Origin of the sequence: Neorhizobium sp. IRS_2294, assembly GCF_050500145.1 — a bacterium.
Lineage (GTDB): Bacteria > Pseudomonadota > Alphaproteobacteria > Rhizobiales > Rhizobiaceae > Neorhizobium > Neorhizobium soli.
Map to the genome: position 1 here is coordinate 779,334 of NZ_CP191439.1, position 18,463 is coordinate 797,796.

An 18,463-nucleotide genomic window follows, 5' to 3' on the forward strand; every position below is an offset into this window, starting at 1 on the left:
TGTCCTCCACCCGTCAGCCGTCGACCTTCTCTTCTGCGGGTTGCGGCACAGCCGCACCGAGAGGATTGACGTCACCGACGAACTTGACGAGATCGGCCATCGTAAAGTGGCCGGGCGTGTCGCTCGGCAGTTCCGGCTTCCAGTCGGAGCGCAGCCACAGGAACGACTCGTGGTCGCCATGCACCATGCCGAGGAATGTCTCGGCGATGATGGTGGATGCCATCGGCCCGAGCCGTCTTCCCTTGTTGAAGACCTCCGCTTCCTTGAGAACGTAATACCACAGCGGTGTTTCCTCGAGCATCTTGTGCTGCTTGGCCGCCTTGCCGTCGGGACCCGTGGCAATCTGCTCGGGCGTCAGTGGCTGAAGACCCATGGCGCGACAGATTGCTTGCCCGGAGGGAAGTCCGATCTGTACGCCGCGACGCAGGTTGCGGAAGGCAAGGTCGAATTCCCGCGATGCAACCGAGCCATCACCAGGTCCGCCGGGCAGGGTGTGCAGGGCGGGTGTGATGAACGGGTCCAGTCGCCGGCTGTGGTTGATGGCGAAATTAGTCTCCTTCTCGCCTTCGGGCGTATCCAGATCGTAGAACCGCCGCCAGTCGACCACCCAGTTCGACGGGAGCGCGGCAAACCCGACGCCCGGGTCGTTGGAGAGCTCGCCGGTAATGTTCCCGGACTTTCCGGTGAACAAGAACAGAAGGTCGAGCGTCGCGTTCGCAAGACTATCGGCTGTAGGGTTGAACACCCGGTTGTGGCTATAGCTTTCCCGTACCATCGAATGGCCGAGCCGGTAGCACGCGGCGCCGAATTCGGCGGGCATATAGGGCCGCTGCTTGAACCGGTAGAACCGCCGACCCTCCTTCTTGATCTTCTGGATCAAGCCGGGCTCGGTCAGACGTTCCACGAAATCGAACAGCACAATCCACTGGTAGTGCCAGGTGACGATCCGCCGAGCCTCTTTGAAGAGCGCGGTACCCTTGAGGTCAGGCCTTTCCGCTGCGACCTTGTCGAACACCTTGTTGTGAAACTTCAGCATCAGCAGATGCGTCTGTGCCACCAGCAGGTTCTCATCGTTGCGTTCGTCGAAGATGAGCGCGTGGCCCTCCTGGTTGCGTGGAAGGTCGTTGGGAAGATCCGGGATCGCAGCGCCTTGCTGATCCGATGACGCCGCTGCCCGTCCGATCAACAGTTTGCCGGAAGTTTGCAGCGTTTCGACGTCGCGTTGGTAAAGATAGGGATGGATACCCGGCCCATCGCCGTAGAGCGAATCGAGATCGAGCGCCGGTGTCCGGAAGTTGGTGGTCGCCTTCGGGTCGGCATGCTGCTGGTCGAGAGGCGTCGTGTCGAGCGTGATATCATGGTCGATGAACTGGCCAAGATAGGTGTAGCCGGCCGGAATGTTCGGGTTGTCCTTGCCCGGTTCCGGGTTGCCGTCGTCGAGCAGTTTATCCGCCATAGACTTGGCCAGGGCGGCAAGCGCATCGTCGCTTGCCGAAAACGGTAAGAGATTGGGAAACATGATCCCGAATTTCCCGGGATCACCGATGCCGTCGAAAGAATGCAGCGTTTCCGGCTTCATGCCGCGCACGCCATGCCCATGCATTGCGATCTGTGCCATGCTTTCCCCCCTTGGAGATCGCACTGGCGGCAAGTCATTTGCCGCCTTGGATGCGACACGGGAAAGCTACGCCTCTAAGGCTAGGTTGTAAACCAAGGTTGCACAACCAAATTGCGTTCTGTCAAGACTAGCGTCAAACTTTGCTGAGCAGCGCGACGGCTTCGACATGCGGCGACCAGAGAAACTGGTCAACCGGGGTGACCGAGACAATCCGGTATCCCGCATCGACCAGGATCCTCAGGTCGCGTGCGAGCGTCAGGGGATTGCAGCTGACCGCAGCAATCGTCTTGATGTTCGAGCGCGCCAGTTCCTTGACCTGCACTTCGGCACCCGCCCGCGGCGGGTCGAAGACGACGGCATCAAAGTGCTTCAGGTCCATCGGGATCAGCGGCCGGCGGAAGAGATCGCGCTTCTCGATGCTGACGGGCTTCAGCCCCTGGCTGTTGCGGGCCGCGTGGTCCAGCGCCTTCAGTGCCTTGTCGTCGCTTTCCACCGCATGCACGCGTGCCGTTCTCGCCAGTCGCAGCGCAAATGTGCCAGAGCCGGCAAACAGGTCCAGCACCCGCTTGGCCTTGCCCATATGGCCATGCACCAGCGTCGCCATGGCTTCCTCTGCCTCTTTCGTCGCCTGCGTGAAGCTACCGGGCGGAGGAGAAACTTTGACGCCACCGAAATCGATCACCGGCTTTTGCGGCTCCAGCACGATTTCGCCATTGGCCGAAACACGGGCGATGCCCTTCAGCGCCAGAACCGTCTCGGTCACCTTGCGGCGCTGCTTGTCCGAAAGCGGCTTCAATCCTTCGGCGGCGATATCGAGACCGGAGAGGCTTTCCAGCACCGAAATGCGGAACGTCTCCGAGCCGGTTGCGAGCGCCATGCCGATCGCGCGGATCGCATCAAGCCGCGCCACGATGCCGGGCGCGGCGATCGGACATTCGACGATGGAGATGATATGGTTCGTTTCTGCCCGGTTGTAGCCCAGCAGAAGCTCCTTCTCCGTCTTGCGCGCGGAAAACACCGTGCGCCGCCGTTCGCCCGGGTGACACTCGACCGTCTCCTTGACGTCGGGCGTCAGGCCCTTGGATTTCAGCGCGTCGATGACGAGCTGGCGCTTGAAGTCATTATATGGCGCCTTGGCGAGATGCTGCAGCGAACAGCCGCCACAGGCATCGCCATCGGGTCCGAAGTGGCGACAGACCGGTTCGATCCGGTCCGGCGAAAGGTTGCCCGTCGACATGACCGTGCCGTGGTCGCCATTGCGGGCGATCGCCAGCGTTTCGCCCGGAAGAGCATAGGGAACATAGACCGGCCCGTCCTCGCCATTGGCGACGCCGTCGCCCTGTGCGCCGAGACGGTTGATGGTGACGTGAACCGTGCTCATTCCGGCTTCCGTCCTGCCAGGAGAAACTCCTCGTTGCCATCACCGCCGGCAATCGGCGAGGGGATCAGGCCAAGGCTTTCCCAGCCCATGTCCTCCACCAGCCAGCGTTCCAGTTCTGCTGCCACCGCCGGCGCCGTGTCCGGCTCCTTCAAAAGGCCGCGCTTTCCGATCGCATCGCGGCCGGCCTCGAACTGCGGCTTGACCAGCAGCGCGCAATAGCTGCCCGGCAGCGCCAGTTCCAGCGCCGGCGGCAGGGCCAGCTTGATGGAGATGAAGGACACGTCCGACACGACGAAATCGATCGGCCGGTCGTCGATATCGTCGGCCTCGAGATAGCGGGCGTTGACCCCCTCGATATTGCTGACGCGCGGATCATCGGCAATCCGCGGATGCATCTGCGCGTGGCCGACATCGAGCGCCGTCACATGCGCTGCGCCGCGGGCAAGCAGGATTTCGGTAAAGCCGCCGGTGGAGGCGCCGACGTCAAGGCATTCGCAGCCGGTCGGATCGAGCTTGAAATGATCGAGTGCGGCAACCAACTTCAGCGCCGCGCGCGACACATAGGCGCTCGCCGGATCGTCCATCTCGATTTGCGCGGTCGAGGACACGATCTGTCCGGATTTGGTAATGGTGCGACCGTCGACCTTGACGGTGCCGCGGGCAATCGCGTCGCGCGCGCGCGAGCGGCTGTCGACGAGGTTGAGGGTGACCAGAAGCTGGTCAAGTCTTTGCTGAATGGATGACATGCCTTCCCATGACGCGGGCGAGCCCCGCACGCAAGACAAAAACGCGTTTCGACCTGCCGGACAAGCCTCCGCCGGCCTTTTATAGTTCGCTTCTTCTGCCTATTGTTGCCGCTCAAGCCGGGAGGGGAATGGATGAGACGCTGGACAATCGCCTTCGGGGCCACGCTGACGGCCGGCCTGCTTTTGGCTGCACCGCCGCTTTTCGCCAATGATACGACGGCGGAACTGACGACCGGCGGCCTCGTCTATGTCCAGACCGCCGATATCACGATGGCCGAAGAGCATCTTCACCTCTCACGAGAGGAAGTCCGGGTCGACTACATCTTCAGGAACGACACCGACAAGGATGTCGAAAGCGTCATCGCCTTCCCGATGCCGGACATAACTGGCGGCGCCCAGAGCGACATAGCCTATGGCGACCCGGAAGCCGACAACTTCCTCGGCTTCACGGTCCTGCAGGACGGCCGCGAGATCAAGCCGCAGCTCCAGCAACGCATCATTGCCACCGGCATTGACCGCACCGAAGACCTCGTCGCCCACAAGGTACCGCTTCTCCCCTATAGCGACAGAACCACCGAGGCCCTCAAGACCCTGCCCGATGACGTGAAGGCCGACTTCCTTGCCAAGGGCCTGGTCCGGATCGATCGCTACGATGCCGGAAAAGGCTGGCAGGAGGACATCACGCCGGCATGGACGCTCCGCTCCGCCTATTGGTGGAAGACGACGTTCCCAGCGCAGAAGCCGGTCAAGGTCAGCCACCGCTACAAACCGAGCGTCGGCGGCACGGTGGCGATGAGCTTCATCGAAAACGGCAAGCCGGCCAACGAGCACGCGCGCTATGTCGAACGCTACTGCATCGACGACAGCTTCATGAAAACATCAGCAAAGCTAGAAACCGCAGCCACCAAAGGCGGCCCCAACTATACCGAACAATGGCTATCCTACGTGCTGACCACGGGCGCCAACTGGTCCGGCCCCATCGGCAAGTTCCGTCTGACAATCGACAAGGGCAACCCCAAGGATTACGTCAGCTTCTGCGGCAACAACATCAAGAAAACCGGCCCGACCACCTTCGAGATGACCGCCGAGGATTTCACGCCGGAGAAGGACCTGCATGTTCTGTTTCTGACGGCGGGGGAGTAACGAACAAACTCGCCCGGACGAACGTCTTCATCTCGCCCTGCCGAGTGCTAGCACGACATCTGAGTCACGAGACGGACGGGCAATGAGAGCGAGGCTTAGGCCTTTACCCCGCAGCGCCAACACCAACCTGGGTCTTGCCCAGCGCATTGAACACCGTCTTGACGATGCCGGCGCGGTCGAGGCCGGCTTTGGCGTACATCACGTCGGGGCTTGCCTGTTCCATCCACACATCGGGCAGCACCAGCGAGCGAACTTTCACACCGTGGTCGAGCAAACCTTCCGTGCTGAGGAATTGCAGCACATGGCTGCCGAAGCCGCCGACGGCGCCTTCCTCGATGGTGACAAGCACTTCGTGATGGCGGGCAAGCTGGCGGATGAGGTCGTGGTCCAGCGGCTTGGCGAAGCGAGCGTCTGCAACCGTCGTCGAAAGACCGGCGGCATCGAGATCTTCGGCTGCCAGCAGACAGTCCTTGAGGCGCGTGCCGAACGAGAGAAGCGCCACTTTCGCGCCCTGCTTGACGACGCGGCCCTTGCCGATCTCCAGGATCTGGCCGCGTTCCGGCAGTTCGATACCGACGCCTTCGCCGCGCGGATAGCGGAACGAGATCGGGCCTTCGTCATAGGCCGCGGCAGTGCGTACCATATGCTTCAGTTCGGCCTCGTCGCTGGCGGCCATCACGACCATGCCGGGGAGAGTCGCAAGAAAGGTCGTGTCGAACGAACCGGCATGGGTCGGCCCGTCAGCACCGACGAAACCGGCGCGGTCGATCGGGAAGCGCACCGGCAGACCCTGGATCGCCACGTCGTGGACAACCTGGTCGTAACCGCGCTGCAGGAAGGTGGAATAGAGCGCGCAGAACGGCTTGAAGCCTTCCGTCGCAAGGCCTGCCGCAAAGGTAACGGCATGCTGTTCGGCAATGCCCACATCGAATGTGCGGTTCGGAAAGGCAAGCTGCAGCTTGTCCAGCCCCGTGCCGTTCGGCATCGCGGCAGTCACGCCGACGATCTTGTCGTCAAAACCGGCTTCCTGAACGAGGGCGTCGCCGAACACGCTGGTATAGGACGGCGCATTTGGCTTGGCCTTGGCCTGCGCGCCGGTGATGACGTCGAACTTGTTGACGCCGTGATACTTGTCGGCCGCAGCTTCGGCGGGCGGATAACCCTTGCCCTTTTGCGTGACGACATGGATCAGAACCGGGCCCTTGGCATTGTCGCGCACATTGCGCAGCACCGGCAGAAGATGCTCGAACGAATGACCGTCGATCGGGCCGATGTGATAGAAACCCATCTCCTCGAACATAGTGCCGCCGGTCACATAACCGCGGGCGTGTTCGACCGCACGGGTGATCGCCCGGTCGATGTTCTTGCCGAGATAGCCGGTCAGCTTCTTGCCCACTTCGCGCATGCCCATATAGGTGCGGCCGGAAGCAAGGCGGGCGAGATAGGCGCTCATGGCGCCGGTCGGCGGGGCGATCGACATGTCGTTGTCGTTGAGGATGACGATCAGCCGCGCGTCGAGCGCACCGGCATTGTTCATCGCCTCATAGGCCATGCCGGCCGACATCGCGCCATCACCGATCACGGCAATCACATTGCGCTTCGAACCGGCGAGATCCGAACCCACTGCCATGCCGAGGCCGGCCGAAATCGAGGTCGAGGAATGGGCTGCACCGAACGGATCGTATTCGCTTTCCGCCCGGCGCGTGAAGCCCGAAAGACCGTCTTCCTGGCGCAGCGTGCGGATGCGGTCGCGGCGACCGGTGAGGATCTTGTGCGGGTAGCACTGGTGGCCCACATCGAAGATCAGCCGATCGTCAGGCGTATTGAACACCTTGTGGATGGCGATCGTCAGTTCCGTGACGCCGAGGCCGGCACCCAGATGTCCGCCGGTCCTGGAGACGGCGTCGATCATCTCGTCACGCAATTCGCGGGCAAGCTTCGGCAGGTCGCGGTCATCGATCTTGCGAAGGTCGGCGGGAAGCTTGACGGTGTCGAGCAGCGGCGTCTCGGGCAGGGGTGTCACGGAGGCTGGCTTTCTCTTCTTTTGTTCTGAAAAGCAACTATCACCCCAACATGAGGATGAAACCGGCTTTTTCAAGTTGTCCACGGAGACAACCTTGCCGCGGTTTTAATCGATTTCAGCTGACGGGCAAGGGGAGGGACTCGGGGAAGGGAGGGTGTCGCCAACGGCACGAACTCCTGGTCGTCATCAGGTACGATGTCGGAGGACCAAGGCATGATCAGCGTTTCAACCGCATCGCAGGCAGATGCATCATCCGGATGGGATCGATGCCCGGGAAGAATGATGTCGGCCTTCCTACAGCGTTTCCTGATCTTCAGGGTAGCGCGCGAGGAAGGTTTCGAGTTCGAAAAGGAGGGGCGGGAGGTGCCGTGTGACAATTGCCCAAGTGGTTTCATCAAGAATATCATCGTATTCATGCCGGAGCATGTTTCCAAAACCCCTGATGGCGCCCCAGTTGTGGCTTGGAAAGATTTCTTCTGCCGTCGAGCCAAGCTTGAAAGAGGCTTCGGAAATTCGTGCTAGACATCGCTCAGACGCATCCCGTGTAATCTTGCTGACAGAGTACGCGTCGAAATCCATACCGTGTGTATATTCGAGAATGGATTGACCGTTCTCGACAATGTCTCGGAAACGGATCAGAGGACGCTTAGTAGGCAATCGCCCTATCCCTCTCCACGCTCCGGCTGAAACGTTTCCGGCGCAACGGTTCGGGAACTATGTCAACGCTCCTTACACCAGTAATGCCAACGATCAGGGCACGTAGCTCTTCGACGGCCGTAAAATACCCCCAGCCAGACTGTATGACCGGCTCTGAAAACGTCACCAGAACATCAAGATCTGACTCGTCCGTCGCCTCGCCACGCGCTACCGAGCCAAATATCGACATCTGCTCCGCGCCTGCGGCGCGCAGTTCGGCCTCGTGCTCCCGAAGCTTGGCGATGACCTGGTCCTTGTCCATGGGGAGACTATAGCGCAGGTCGGAATTTCAGTCGAGATGCAACTCAGGGCTTCATGCGAGTGAAGGCCTCACTCGCCGTCGAGCGGCTCCACGCCCTGCGGCTTGCCGCTGCGGTCTAGGCGGATCTTTTCGATCCGGCTTTCGGCAGCGTTGAGCAGCTTTTCGCAATGCTTCTTCAGCGCTTCGCCGCGCTCGTAGATGGCGATGGATTCGTCAAGCGCCACGTCGCCGCGTTCCAACCGCGCTACGATGCTTTCCAGCTCGGCAACGGCCTTTTCGAAGGAATAACCAGTGACGTCGATCGGAGCGTTCGGCTCGCCTGGGGCTTCGGTCATGTCCTTCATCCTCTCATCAGTCTGCAGATATGCAGGCCGGCCGATTCCGCCAGCCCTTCCAGATCATAGCCACCCTCGAGCAGGCTGACGACCCGGTTGCCGGCGTATTTCCCCGCAATTTCCATCAACCGGCCGGTCGCCCAGTCGAAATCGTCGCCGACCAGATTGATCTGCGCCAGCGGATCGCGGTGATGCGCATCGAAGCCTGCCGAGATCAGCACAAGATCCGGGCGGAAGTTTTCGAGCGCCGGCAGGACGCGGCTCTTGAAGGCATCGCGAAAATGGTCGCTGCCGTCATTGGCCGAAAGCGGCGCGTTGACGATCGTGTTCTTCGTGCCCGTCTCGTCTCTGGCGCCTGTGCCGGGATAAAGCGGCATCTGGTGCGTCGAGCAAAACAAAACGGACGGATCGTCCCAGAAGATGTCCTGCGTGCCGTTGCCGTGATGCACGTCCCAGTCGACGATCGCGACACGTTCGACGCCATAGGTCTGCTGCGCATGGCGGGCGGCGATGGCGATGTTGTTGAACAGGCAAAAGCCCATCGCCTTGGTCTTTTCCGCGTGATGTCCCGGCGGACGCGAGGCAACGAATGCGTTGTCCACCTTGCCGGTCATCACGTCGTCGACGGCCGCGATCGCGCCGCCGATGCCGGTCAGCGCCGCCTGCAGGCTCTTCGGCCCCACATGCGTATCGGCCTCGATCTGCAGGATCGTGTCTTCCTCGGGGATCTTGCGCATCACCCAACGCAGGTGTTCTTCCGGATGCGCCAGAAGCACCGTGTCTTCGTTGGCCTGTGGTGCCTGTTTGCGGTCGAGCTTGTCGAAATTGGGGTGTTCGAGCGCGATGTTGAGCGAACGCAGCCGGTCTGCCCGTTCAGGATGGCCTTCCGGCGTCGCATGCTCGAGAAATATGGAGTTTTCGTAAAGGCGCGTGGTCATTGGGCGGCCTCGTGAGGTATGTTGAGCTCGGACATGGCGCAGAACGGCGATGTTTTCAAGCGCATACCCCTTGCTCTTCACTGGATTTGCCGTGAAGTAGGCGCATTAGGCGTTTTTTGGAGTGCGGGCAGGAATGGCGAAGGATATCGGCAAGACCCATGATTTTCGCGTTGCCTATCGCGATGTGGATCTTAACGGCGAAATGTTTCGCGCTGCCTATATCGGCCTTGCGGAACAGGCGGTCACGGAATTCTGGCACCGCCGCAAGCCGGCAACGGATGACCCGTTCTTTGCGGTCGGCAAGATCTCCTGCACCTATCACATGCCGCTGAAGCTCGGCGATCTCGTCCATACCCATGTCGGAGTGAGCAAGATCGGCGGCAAGTCCGCAGGCTTTATCGTCCGCTTCACGCGCGGCAGCGATGAGGTGGCCGAAGCCGAAATCGTCTGGTCCGCATGCGATCCGGAAACCCGGACGCCGGCCGCGCTGCCCGAAGACCTGCGCGACTGGCTGTATCAGTTCCTCGACTGACTGCTTACGCGCGCTGCGGCAGCAGCGGATAGCCTGCCATCACGGCCCGACCGGCGAGCGCCGCAATCACAGCCTTCAGGACGTCGCCCGGAATGAAAGCGAGCGAGCCGAGAAACGCTTTGACGAAGCCCATGCCGGTGATCAGCGCCAGATAGGTGATGCCGATCCCGTAAAGCACGATCACGCCGCCCATCAGGGCTGCGATAAAGAAGTTCACACCCTGCACCAGCCCTGCCTGGTCGCGACCCACCATGATCTGCGACAGATAGCCGGTTACCATCGCGGCAAACACCCAGCCGATCAGATAACCGGTCGTCGGCGCCATGAAGACGGCAAGGCCGCCGCGGCCGCCGGACAGAACCGGCAGACCGATCGCTGCAAGCACCAGTACCAGGAGGACCGCGATCGTGCCGCGCTTGGCGCCGAGCACGACGCCGGCCAGCATCACGCCGAGCGATTGCGCCGTGATGGGGACGGGAATGAAACCGAGCATGACCGGCGGCACCAGTCCCAGCACGATGATGATAGCGGCAAACAGGGCGGCCAGAACGAGATCACGAGTAGGCAAATAGCTATTCCTTGACGACTGAATCTGTATCACTTCTGCGCACGGATTGCCCGGGCGTCAATTGCGCTGGCAATCTCGTCGGCATTCTTCAATGTGAGGATGATCAGCGGGACGATGATGGAGAGGGTTCGAGGGCGCAACCCTCGCGCGATATGCGCATCGCGGATGGCCTGGTGACGCAGCAGGATTTCCGGAATGAAGCGCAGCACAAGGCCGATCGACAGGCCGATATCCGCAGCTTTTACAAGCCCGAGCTTTTCAAGCGGCAAAGCCGCAAATGTCACTTCCGTAATAAAATCGCCGGTAGTAGTCGTGGCCGTCACCGCGGACGCAAGAAGCGCCAGCGCCGAAAGCCGGAAAAACACGCTGACGGCCTCGACAGGGCTGTTGAAAACCAGCGTGAACAGCGCAACGGCTGCGATGGTGAGGACAAGAACCCGCAGCCGCAGCCATGTTTGCCGCCATCCGATTCGCAGCGAAGCGAAAAGCAGGCCGCTGGCGACCGCACCGACGCCAAGCACTAACGGCGACTGGATCAGGAACAGCGCAAGGCTTGCGACCGCCAGCAGCACAAGCTTCGCCCGGGCCGAAAGCCGGTGCAGAAAGCCGCTGCCGTCCACGTAAAGCGTCTTCATGCGGCAAGCTCGCGGTAACGGGCAATGATCTCGGCAGCGTTTCCGTCGCCGGCAAGCCGGCCGTTGTCAAACAACAGAACCCGCTCGAAGCCCGCGATGAGATCGAGATCGTGGGTGAGCACTATGACGTTTTCGGTGAGCTCTCTGATCGTGCGGGCCACCAGGTTGCGGTTTTTCAGGTCCAGCTGGTTGGTCGGCTCGTCCATGATCAAAATGTCCGGTTCGGTCACCAGAACCGAGGCGAAGGCCGCAAGCTGCAACTCGCCGCCGGAAAGCTCGTGCGATCGACGGTCGGCAAGATGTCCGATGCCGAACCGCGAAAGGATCGCCGTCGTTCGGGCCTCGATCTCGGCTTTCGAAAGCTTGCGCGACGTCAGGCCGAGCGCGATGTCTTCCTTCAGGATCGGCAGGATGATCTGGTTCTGCGGGTTCTGGAAGATGAAACCAACCTGCGCGCGGGCGCGGTCGGTGTCGGCCTTCGTATCGAAGCCGTTGACGACGACATTGCCGCTCGCGGGAGAGACAAGTCCGTTGATCATCCGCGCAAACGTTGTCTTGCCGGAGCCGTTGAGGCCGATCACGCCGATGCGGCGCTCGGTCAGCCGCACCGTCAGCGGATGCAGCGTGACACGCCCGTCGAAGCGGGCTTCGGCCTTGTCGAAATGGATGTCCAATGCCGGTCCTCGGTTGCTGAACGGTCTATATCGCGGCGGGAGCAGAGCGGGAAGGCGGAATGAAAAGTGAACATTGCATCCGGTCCACTGTCGCCCTAGTCTCGTTGCCATGGCGATTCTGATCGACAATGCCCGCGCAAGACGGATTTTCATCGAACGGCAGCAGCTTTCCGCACCGCCGACCCGTGCGCTCAACAAGGCCGGTCTTCTGCAACTGATCGATGATCTGGGCTTCGTGCAGGTGGATAGTATCGCCACCGTCGAGCGCGCCCATCACATGATCCTGTTTTCGCGCAACCAGACCTATCGGCGAGAGCATCTGACATCGCTTCTGGAAAAAGACGGCGAGCTGTTCGAGCACTGGACCCACGACGCCTCGATCATTCCGGCGCGTCTGTTCCGCTACTGGAAGCATCGCTTCCGCCGCCGCGAACCGATCCTGGCCGAGCGCTGGCGCAAATGGCATGGCGAGAGTTTCGATTCCGCCTTCGAGGACACGTTCAAGCACATCTCCGAAAACGGTGCGATCATGTCGCGCGACATGAAGATGGAGGATCACAAATCCGGCGGCTGGTGGAACTGGCATCCCAACAAGACGGCGCTCGAATATTACTGGCACACCGGCAAGCTTTCGATTGCCGGCCGGGTGAATTTCCAGAAGATCTACGATCTGACCGAGCGCGTTATTGCCGCCCACCATCACGAACCGGATGTCAGCCACGAGGACTTCATCGACTGGGCCTGCCGCAGCGCGATGGAAAAGCTTGGCTTTGCCACATCGGGAGAACTCGCTGCCTTCTGGGATATCGTCACGCCGGAAGAGGCGAGGGACTGGGTGAAAGCCCATCGCGATGAACTCGTCGAAGTCCTGATCGAAACCGCCGACGACAGCCGCCCGCGCGCTTCCTTCGCGTTCTCAGGCTTTCCCCAAAACCTCGGCGATATTCCAGAACCGCCGGCACGGGTGAGGGTGCTCAGCCCGTTCGATCCGCTACTGCGCAACCGTGACCGGGCGGTGCGGCTGTTCGATTTCTTCTACCGCATAGAGGTCTTTGTGCCCGAGCCGAAGCGGCAATACGGCTATTACGTCTTTCCGCTTCTGGAAGGCGACCGCATGATCGGTCGCATCGACATGAAGGCGGAGCGCAAAACGGGTGTGCTTGATGTCAAGCGGCTGTGGCTGGAAAAGGGTGTTCGGGCATCCGCAGGCAGGCTGGCCAAGCTCGATGCCGAGCTGCAGCGGGTGGGGCGGTTTGCCGGCGCGGACAAGGTCGTCTATCGAGACGGCTGGCGGGACTAGGTCCCGTCAGCCGTTTCATCTCTTGGAAGCGCTCAATCCGGGTGATGCCGGGGACTTAACCCCGCCACCGCAAATACACCGTCGCCAGTGGCGGGATGTCGAGAGCGATGGACGCTGTCTTGCCATGCGCCGACTGGTTCTCCGTCCAGGCTTCCGTCTGGCCGAAATTGGTGCCGCCGTAGATCGCAGCGTCGGTATTCAGCACCACTTCCCAGCGCCCTTCGAACGGCACGCCGATCCGGTAGCCGTGCCGCGGCACCGGCGTCATGTTGGAAGCGACGATGATTGCCGACTGCCGATCCTGCGACAGGCGCAGCATCGCGGTAACGGAGTTTTCCGCATCGTCGGACACGGCCCATTCGAAGCCTTCAGGATGGAGATCGCCATACTGAAGCGCCGGCTCGGCCGAATAGAGCGCATTGAGATCGGCGATCAAGCGCTGCATGCCCGCATGATCGGGGCTGTCCAGCAGATCCCAGACAACGGACGCGTCGTGGTTCCACTCGGTCACCTGCGCGACTTCGCCGCCCATGAACATCAGCTTCTTGCCGGGATGGCCCCACATGAAGCCGTAATAGGCACGCAGATTGGCCATCTTCTGCCAGTGGTCGCCCGGCATCTTGCCAAAAAGTGAGCCCTTGCCGTGCACCACTTCGTCATGGGACAGCGGCAGCATGAAGCGTTCGGAATAGGCATAGACCATGCCGAAGGTCAGGCTTCCGTGCTGGTATTTGCGATAGACCGGATCTTCCTCCATGTAATGGAGCGTGTCGTGCATCCAGCCCATGTTCCACTTGAAGTCGAAGCCCAGTCCACCCTGCTCGACGCTTTCGGTCACACCCGGCCAGGCGGTCGATTCCTCGGCCACCGTGAAGGCATGCGGGCAGCGCTCATGGATGATGCTGTTCAGGTGCTTAAAGAATTCCACGGATTCGAGATTTTCGCGGCCGCCGAATTTGTTGGGGATCCACTCGCCCTGCTCGCGGCTGTAATCGCGGTAGAGCATGGAGGCCACTGCATCGACACGAAGCGCATCGATGTGGAAGTGGTCAAGCCATTCCAGCGCTGACGCGATCAGGAAGCCTTTCACCTCGTTGCGACCGAGATTGTAGATCAGCGTGTTCCAGTCCTTGTGGAAACCTTCGCGCGGATCTGCATGTTCGTAGAGCGCTGTTCCGTCGAACTGCGCCAGACCCCAGACATCGGTCGGGAAATGCGCCGGCACCCAGTCGAGGATGACGCCGATCCCGGCCGCATGGCAGCGATCGATAAAATAGGCGAAGTCTTCAGGCGTGCCGTAGCGTCCGGTCGGCGCGAACAGGCCGAGCGGCTGGTAGCCCCAGGATCCGCCGAACGGATGCTCCATGATCGGCAGCATTTCGATATGGGTAAAGCCGAGCTTCTTGACGTAGGGCACGAGGCGCTGGCTGAGTTCCACCCAGTCGAGCGTCCGGTTGCCTTCCTCGGCAATCCGCACCCAGGAACCGAGATGCACCTCGTAGACGGACATCGCGCCTTCGCGGGCACGGTCCTTAGCCTGTGCCGCCATCCAGTCGCCATCCGTCCAGCGGAACGGCTTGGACGAGGCGATGACGGAGGCAGTCGACGGTGCCGCTTCGGAGGCACGTGCGATCGGGTCGGCCTTCTGCGCCAGCATATTGCCGTGAGCGTCGAGAATTTCGAACTTGTATCGCTCGCCATGGGTCAGTCGAGGAACAAACAGTTCCCAGACGCCGGCCTGCGGCCGAAGCCGCATCGGGTGCCGGCGACCGTCCCAGGCGTTGAAGTCGCCCACGACCGAGAGACGGGTGGCGTTCGGTGCCCAGACGGCAAAACGAACGCCGGAAACCCCATCCACTTCCATCGGGATTGCGCCGAGCGTACGGCCGAGATCGTAATGGGTGCCCTGGCCGATCAGGTGCAGATCGAGATCGCCCAGCAGTGGCGCAAAGGAATAGGAATCCTCGGTTTCCTGGATCGCTTCCGGCCATTCGATGCGCAGGAAATAGGGCGCAGTCGAATTGGTCACGCCGGCAAACAGACCGCCGGGGTGGATGCTGTCCAGCTCCGCGACGACCTTGGCCGTATCGCGCTCGACGACCTCAACCGAAAGCGCCCCGGGAAGCAGCACCCGCACCACGGTGAGGTCGCCGTACTGATGGCGGCCGAGAATGGAAAAGGGATCACCATGACGGCCGTCGACGAGGGCCTGGAGGCCCTCCTCAACGGTTCCGATGATGAGGTCCGTGCGCTCGTATCGCATCACTCTGTCTCTCCCTTGGGTGCATCAGGGGTGGAATTGCTGTCGGTGTCGAGAAGCCGCGCTGCGATGGTCGCAAAACCTGCGAGCGGCAGGGGCAGCCACTTCGGCCGGCTGCGCACTTCGTAGGCGATCTCGTAGGCGGCTTTTTCCAGCAGGAAGAGGTCGAGGATTTTCGACCGCTTCTCGTGCGGGATGTTGAGCGAGTCGGACTTTTCCACAGCATCGAAATAGGCCTGCAGGAATGCCGGTTCCGCCTTGTCAATGAAGCGGCTGACGAGCTCCGGATGACGGGCGTCGTCCACTTCGCTGACGACTTCCCGATCGAGATCGGCCGAGGCTGCGAGATAGCTGAGCGACCGCAACAGGCCGGCCACGTCGCGCAGCGGGTTGGACTTTGCACGACGTTCCTCGAGATCGCGGGCAGGTTCGCCCTCGAAGTCGATGATATAGGCGTCGCCTTCTGCCACCAGGATCTGGCCCAGGTGAAAGTCCCCGTGGGTACGGGTCATCAGCGTCGAAATTGCAAAGCCGGACAGCGTCTCGACGAGGCCGAACAGGTCTTCGCGACGGCTGAGGATCATGCGTGCGTCCTCTGCGGCGCGACCTTCCAGTCCCTCGCTGTTCAGTTCGAGCATGGTCAGGCTCTGGTCGATCTGAGCCGTTACGCCCGCGCGCCATCTCGAGATATCGGCATCGCCAGCCCAGATCGGGCTGAATGCCTCGTCATCGGTCGGCTGGGCCAGTGCGACATGCAGCTCACCAAGCCGTGTTCCGATGGTGGCCGAAAGATTGACGAGTGGCTTGAAGTGCTCGTCGATCCCTTCGCCCTCGAGCCCGGTCACCACGATCTCGTCGATTGCGCGGCGCAGGTTGCCGAGCATCCAGTTCCAGGCATCACCCTGATTGCGGATCGCGCGCTGCACGATGATCATCGTGTAGCGGTTGCCCTCCGGCGAGGTGCGGGCGACTTCGCCGAGCAGCTGTCCCGTATTCTGGTAGCCGACATTGGTGAGATATCGCGTCATCTCCACCTCCGGGTGGATGCCCGGGAAGATGTGACGGATCAGCTTTACCATGGCGAGATCACCGATGATCAGCGAGCTGTTCGACTGTTCGGCCGAAAGCCAGGTCACAGGCATGTCGTCGTTGAAGTTGAGCTGGTCGAGAGTGTCGGTGCCGACGAATTCAAGGGCGCCTGAAACGCCCGAGATCACGGCCCGTTCGGACAGTCCGCGGATCACGCCGCGCGCCAGCCCTTCCATCGCAAAGCCGTCGGTCAGGAAGCCGACACGGCGACCCTGACGGATGCGCGCAAGCGCCAGCTGCTGGGCAAGCGCCGAAGGCTGGGCTTCATCCCAGGCGATGGCGAGCGGCAGGAGATAGGTATCCAACTTGCCGGCAACATCGACCTCTAGCTCGCCGAGCAGGATGTTGTTGGCAAACGCGATCGGCGTCACGTTGGCAAGCCGCGCCGAATTGAGGATCGAGCCCTTGGAGCCGAACCAGCGGCGTTTCGAGAGGTATGGCGGCAGGATATCCTTGGCAAACATCTGCGACAGCGGAGAGTCTTCGCCGAGCTCCTGCAGGTCACGGCGAACGACCATGGTCACCATGTCCTGCATCTGCTCCGGCGGCTCCGTGCGCCAGACCGGACCTTCCGAGCTATCCACCAGCTGGAACCAGAAGAAGCCGTAGGGCGGCAGCGTCAGCAGATAGGTCAGCTGACCGATCGGCGGGAACGGCGACATGCCGGACATCTCGATCGGCACCCAGCCGGCAAATTGCGACAGGTCCAGTTCCACCGCCTGCGGCAGGCGCGAAAGGTTGGCGACGCAAAGGATTGTCTCACCCTCGTATTCGCGAAGATAGGCAAGGATCTTGCGGTTTCCGGGCGTCAGGAACCGCTGCGTGCCGCGGCCGAAGGCTGCATGCTTGTTGCGCAGCGCCAGCATCCGGCGCATCCAGTTCAGCAGCGAATGCGCGTCGGCGCCCTGCGCTTCGACATTCACCGCCTCATAGCCGTACTGAGGATCCATGACCGGCGGCAGCACGAGGCGCGCCGGATCGGCCTTGGAGAAACCGCCATTGCGGTCCGGAGACCACTGCATCGGCGTGCGAACGCCGTCGCGGTCGCCCAGATAGATGTTGTCGCCCATGCCGATCTCGTCACCGTAGTAGATGACGGGCGTTCCTGGCATGGACAGCAGCAGGCCGTTCATCAGCTCGATCCTGCGGCGGTCGCGCTCCATCAGTGGCGCAAGGCGGCGGCGGATGCCGAGATTGATGCGGGCGCGCCGGTCGGCTGCATAGATGTTCCAGAGGTAATCGCGCTCTTCGTCAGTCACCATCTCGAGCGTCAGCTCGTCATGGTTGCGCAGGAAGATCGCCCACTGGCAATTGTCCGGGATCGCGGGCGTCTGGCGCATGATGTCGGTGATCGGAAAGCGGTCTTCCTTGGCGATCGCCATATACATGCGTGGCATCAGCGGAAAGTGGAACGCCATGTTGCACTCGTCGCCATCGCCGAAATATTCGCGCGTATCTTCCGGCCACTGGTTGGCTTCCGCCAGCAGCATCTTGCCGGGATGGGTGCTGTCGAGCGCCGCGCGGATCTTCTTCAGGATGTCGTGGGTTTCCGGCAGGTTCTCGTTGATCGTGCCTTCGCGCTCGATCAGGTAGGGGATGGCGTCGAGGCGGAAACCGTCGATGCCCGTATCGGCCCAGAACCGCATGACTTCGAACAGCTCTTCGAGAACGGCTGGGTTGTCGAAGTTAAGGTCGGGCTGGTGCGAATAGAAGCGGTGCCAGTAATAGGCGCCGGCAACCGGATCCCAGGTCCAGTTGGACTTTTCCGTATCCAGAAAGATGATCCGCGTTTCCGGGAATTTCTGGTCCGTATCCGACCACACGTAGAAATCGCGCTCCGGCGAACCGGGAGGCGCATGACGTGCCCGCTGGAACCACGGATGCTGGTCGGACGTGTGGTTGATGACGAGCTCGATCAGCACACGCAGATTGCGCGCATGGGCGGCAGCCACGAACGCCTTGAATTCGTCCACCGTGCCATAGTCCGGGCTGACGCTGGTATAATCCGCAATATCGTATCCATCGTCACGACGCGGCGATGGAAAGAACGGCAAGAGCCAGATCGTGTTGGCGCCAAGTGAAGCGACGTGATCAAGCTTCTCGTGCAGCCCCTGGAAGTCGCCGATACCGTCGCCATTGGCGTCGTAGAACGACTTGATATGCAGCTGATAGATAACTGCATCCTTGTACCATAGTGGATCGTCGTTCATCGCTTGATTCTGGTCCTGGCCCTGGTTTCTGCCGCTCGTGATGTCCATGATGT

The 18,463-nt window shown here is 61.4% G+C and carries 16 protein-coding genes; 3 read left to right on the forward strand and 13 right to left on the reverse strand.

What is annotated here, in order from left to right:
- Window positions 1-13: 13 nt before the first annotated feature.
- The 3 genes from ACQY1K_RS03650 to ACQY1K_RS03660 form a co-directional block, all read right to left on the reverse strand.
- Window positions 14-1,618, reverse strand: a complete 1,605-nt coding sequence (locus ACQY1K_RS03650; protein WP_325261645.1) for a heme peroxidase family protein — start codon at window positions 1,616-1,618, stop codon at window positions 14-16.
- Between the two features lie 133 nt (window positions 1,619-1,751).
- Window positions 1,752-2,999 carry a class I SAM-dependent RNA methyltransferase gene (locus ACQY1K_RS03655; protein WP_092661441.1) on the reverse strand — a complete coding sequence of 416 codons (1,248 nt, stop codon included), beginning with the start codon at window positions 2,997-2,999 and terminating at the stop codon, window positions 1,752-1,754.
- Window positions 2,996-3,745 (reverse strand): TlyA family RNA methyltransferase, encoded by a 750-nt coding sequence (locus ACQY1K_RS03660; protein WP_062453656.1) that lies wholly within the window; start codon window positions 3,743-3,745, stop codon window positions 2,996-2,998. The genes ACQY1K_RS03655 and ACQY1K_RS03660 overlap by 4 nt, the downstream gene beginning before the upstream one ends.
- A 132-nt stretch (window positions 3,746-3,877) precedes the next feature.
- On the opposite strand from ACQY1K_RS03660, the gene ACQY1K_RS03665 reads away from it, so the two are divergent.
- Window positions 3,878-4,888: a DUF4424 domain-containing protein gene (locus ACQY1K_RS03665; RefSeq protein ID WP_430258335.1), complete on the forward strand. Its 1,011-nt coding sequence runs from the start codon at window positions 3,878-3,880 to the stop codon at window positions 4,886-4,888.
- A gap of 103 nt (window positions 4,889-4,991) precedes the next feature.
- Here ACQY1K_RS03665 and dxs read toward each other — a convergent pair whose 3' ends face one another.
- From dxs to ACQY1K_RS03690, 5 genes are all read right to left on the reverse strand, one after another.
- Window positions 4,992-6,911, reverse strand: coding sequence for a 1-deoxy-D-xylulose-5-phosphate synthase (gene dxs, locus ACQY1K_RS03670; protein WP_092661447.1), 1,920 nt, complete (start codon window positions 6,909-6,911; stop codon window positions 4,992-4,994).
- A gap of 294 nt (window positions 6,912-7,205) precedes the next feature.
- On the reverse strand, window positions 7,206-7,490 hold the full coding sequence (locus ACQY1K_RS03675) for a HepT-like ribonuclease domain-containing protein (RefSeq protein WP_062453653.1): 285 nt from the start codon (window positions 7,488-7,490) through the stop codon (window positions 7,206-7,208).
- Between the two features lie 67 nt (window positions 7,491-7,557).
- Complete coding sequence (locus tag ACQY1K_RS03680) at window positions 7,558-7,869, reverse strand: nucleotidyltransferase family protein (RefSeq protein ID WP_062453652.1); 312 nt, start codon at window positions 7,867-7,869, stop codon at window positions 7,558-7,560.
- A 68-nt stretch (window positions 7,870-7,937) separates the two neighbouring features.
- Window positions 7,938-8,204, reverse strand: a complete 267-nt coding sequence (locus ACQY1K_RS03685) for an exodeoxyribonuclease VII small subunit (protein WP_062454826.1) — start codon at window positions 8,202-8,204, stop codon at window positions 7,938-7,940.
- 5 nt (window positions 8,205-8,209) lie between these two features.
- Complete coding sequence (locus ACQY1K_RS03690) at window positions 8,210-9,142, reverse strand: histone deacetylase family protein (RefSeq protein WP_062579411.1); 933 nt, start codon at window positions 9,140-9,142, stop codon at window positions 8,210-8,212.
- 133 nt (window positions 9,143-9,275) lie between these two features.
- Here ACQY1K_RS03690 and ACQY1K_RS03695 point away from each other — a divergent pair, with 133 nt between their 5' ends.
- Entirely contained in the window at window positions 9,276-9,674 is a 399-nt protein-coding gene (locus tag ACQY1K_RS03695) for an acyl-CoA thioesterase (protein WP_062453650.1), read from the forward strand.
- Between the two features lie 4 nt (window positions 9,675-9,678).
- On the opposite strand, the gene ACQY1K_RS03700 is transcribed toward ACQY1K_RS03695, so the two are convergent.
- Genes ACQY1K_RS03700 through ACQY1K_RS03710 form a run of 3 tightly spaced genes read right to left on the reverse strand, consistent with a single transcriptional unit; the run spans window position 9,679 to window position 11,551 of the window.
- Complete coding sequence (locus tag ACQY1K_RS03700; RefSeq protein ID WP_062453649.1) at window positions 9,679-10,242, reverse strand: biotin transporter BioY; 564 nt, start codon at window positions 10,240-10,242, stop codon at window positions 9,679-9,681.
- Window positions 10,243-10,271: 29 nt separating this feature from the next.
- A complete protein-coding gene (locus ACQY1K_RS03705; RefSeq protein ID WP_430258336.1) occupies window positions 10,272-10,877 on the reverse strand; it encodes an energy-coupling factor transporter transmembrane component T family protein in 606 nt (201 codons plus the stop codon).
- The gene (locus ACQY1K_RS03710) at window positions 10,874-11,551 is read right to left on the reverse strand and encodes an energy-coupling factor ABC transporter ATP-binding protein (protein WP_430258337.1); all 678 of its coding nucleotides are present in this window, start codon (window positions 11,549-11,551) and stop codon (window positions 10,874-10,876) included. Before ACQY1K_RS03710 ends, ACQY1K_RS03705 begins: the two co-directional genes overlap by 4 nt.
- A 109-nt stretch (window positions 11,552-11,660) precedes the next feature.
- On the opposite strand from ACQY1K_RS03710, the gene ACQY1K_RS03715 reads away from it, so the two are divergent.
- Window positions 11,661-12,851 carry a winged helix-turn-helix domain-containing protein gene (locus ACQY1K_RS03715; RefSeq protein WP_430258338.1) on the forward strand — a complete coding sequence of 397 codons (1,191 nt, stop codon included), beginning with the start codon at window positions 11,661-11,663 and terminating at the stop codon, window positions 12,849-12,851.
- 55 nt (window positions 12,852-12,906) lie between these two features.
- On the opposite strand, the gene glgB is transcribed toward ACQY1K_RS03715, so the two are convergent.
- Together glgB and treS are read right to left on the reverse strand one after the other, a co-directional pair.
- Window positions 12,907-15,114, reverse strand: coding sequence for a 1,4-alpha-glucan branching protein GlgB (glgB, locus tag ACQY1K_RS03720; RefSeq protein WP_430258896.1), 2,208 nt, complete (start codon window positions 15,112-15,114; stop codon window positions 12,907-12,909).
- Window positions 15,114-18,458 (reverse strand): maltose alpha-D-glucosyltransferase, encoded by a 3,345-nt coding sequence (gene treS / locus ACQY1K_RS03725; protein WP_430258339.1) that lies wholly within the window; start codon window positions 18,456-18,458, stop codon window positions 15,114-15,116. Before treS ends, glgB begins: the two co-directional genes overlap by 1 nt.
- Between the last annotated feature and the right edge of the window lie 5 nt (window positions 18,459-18,463).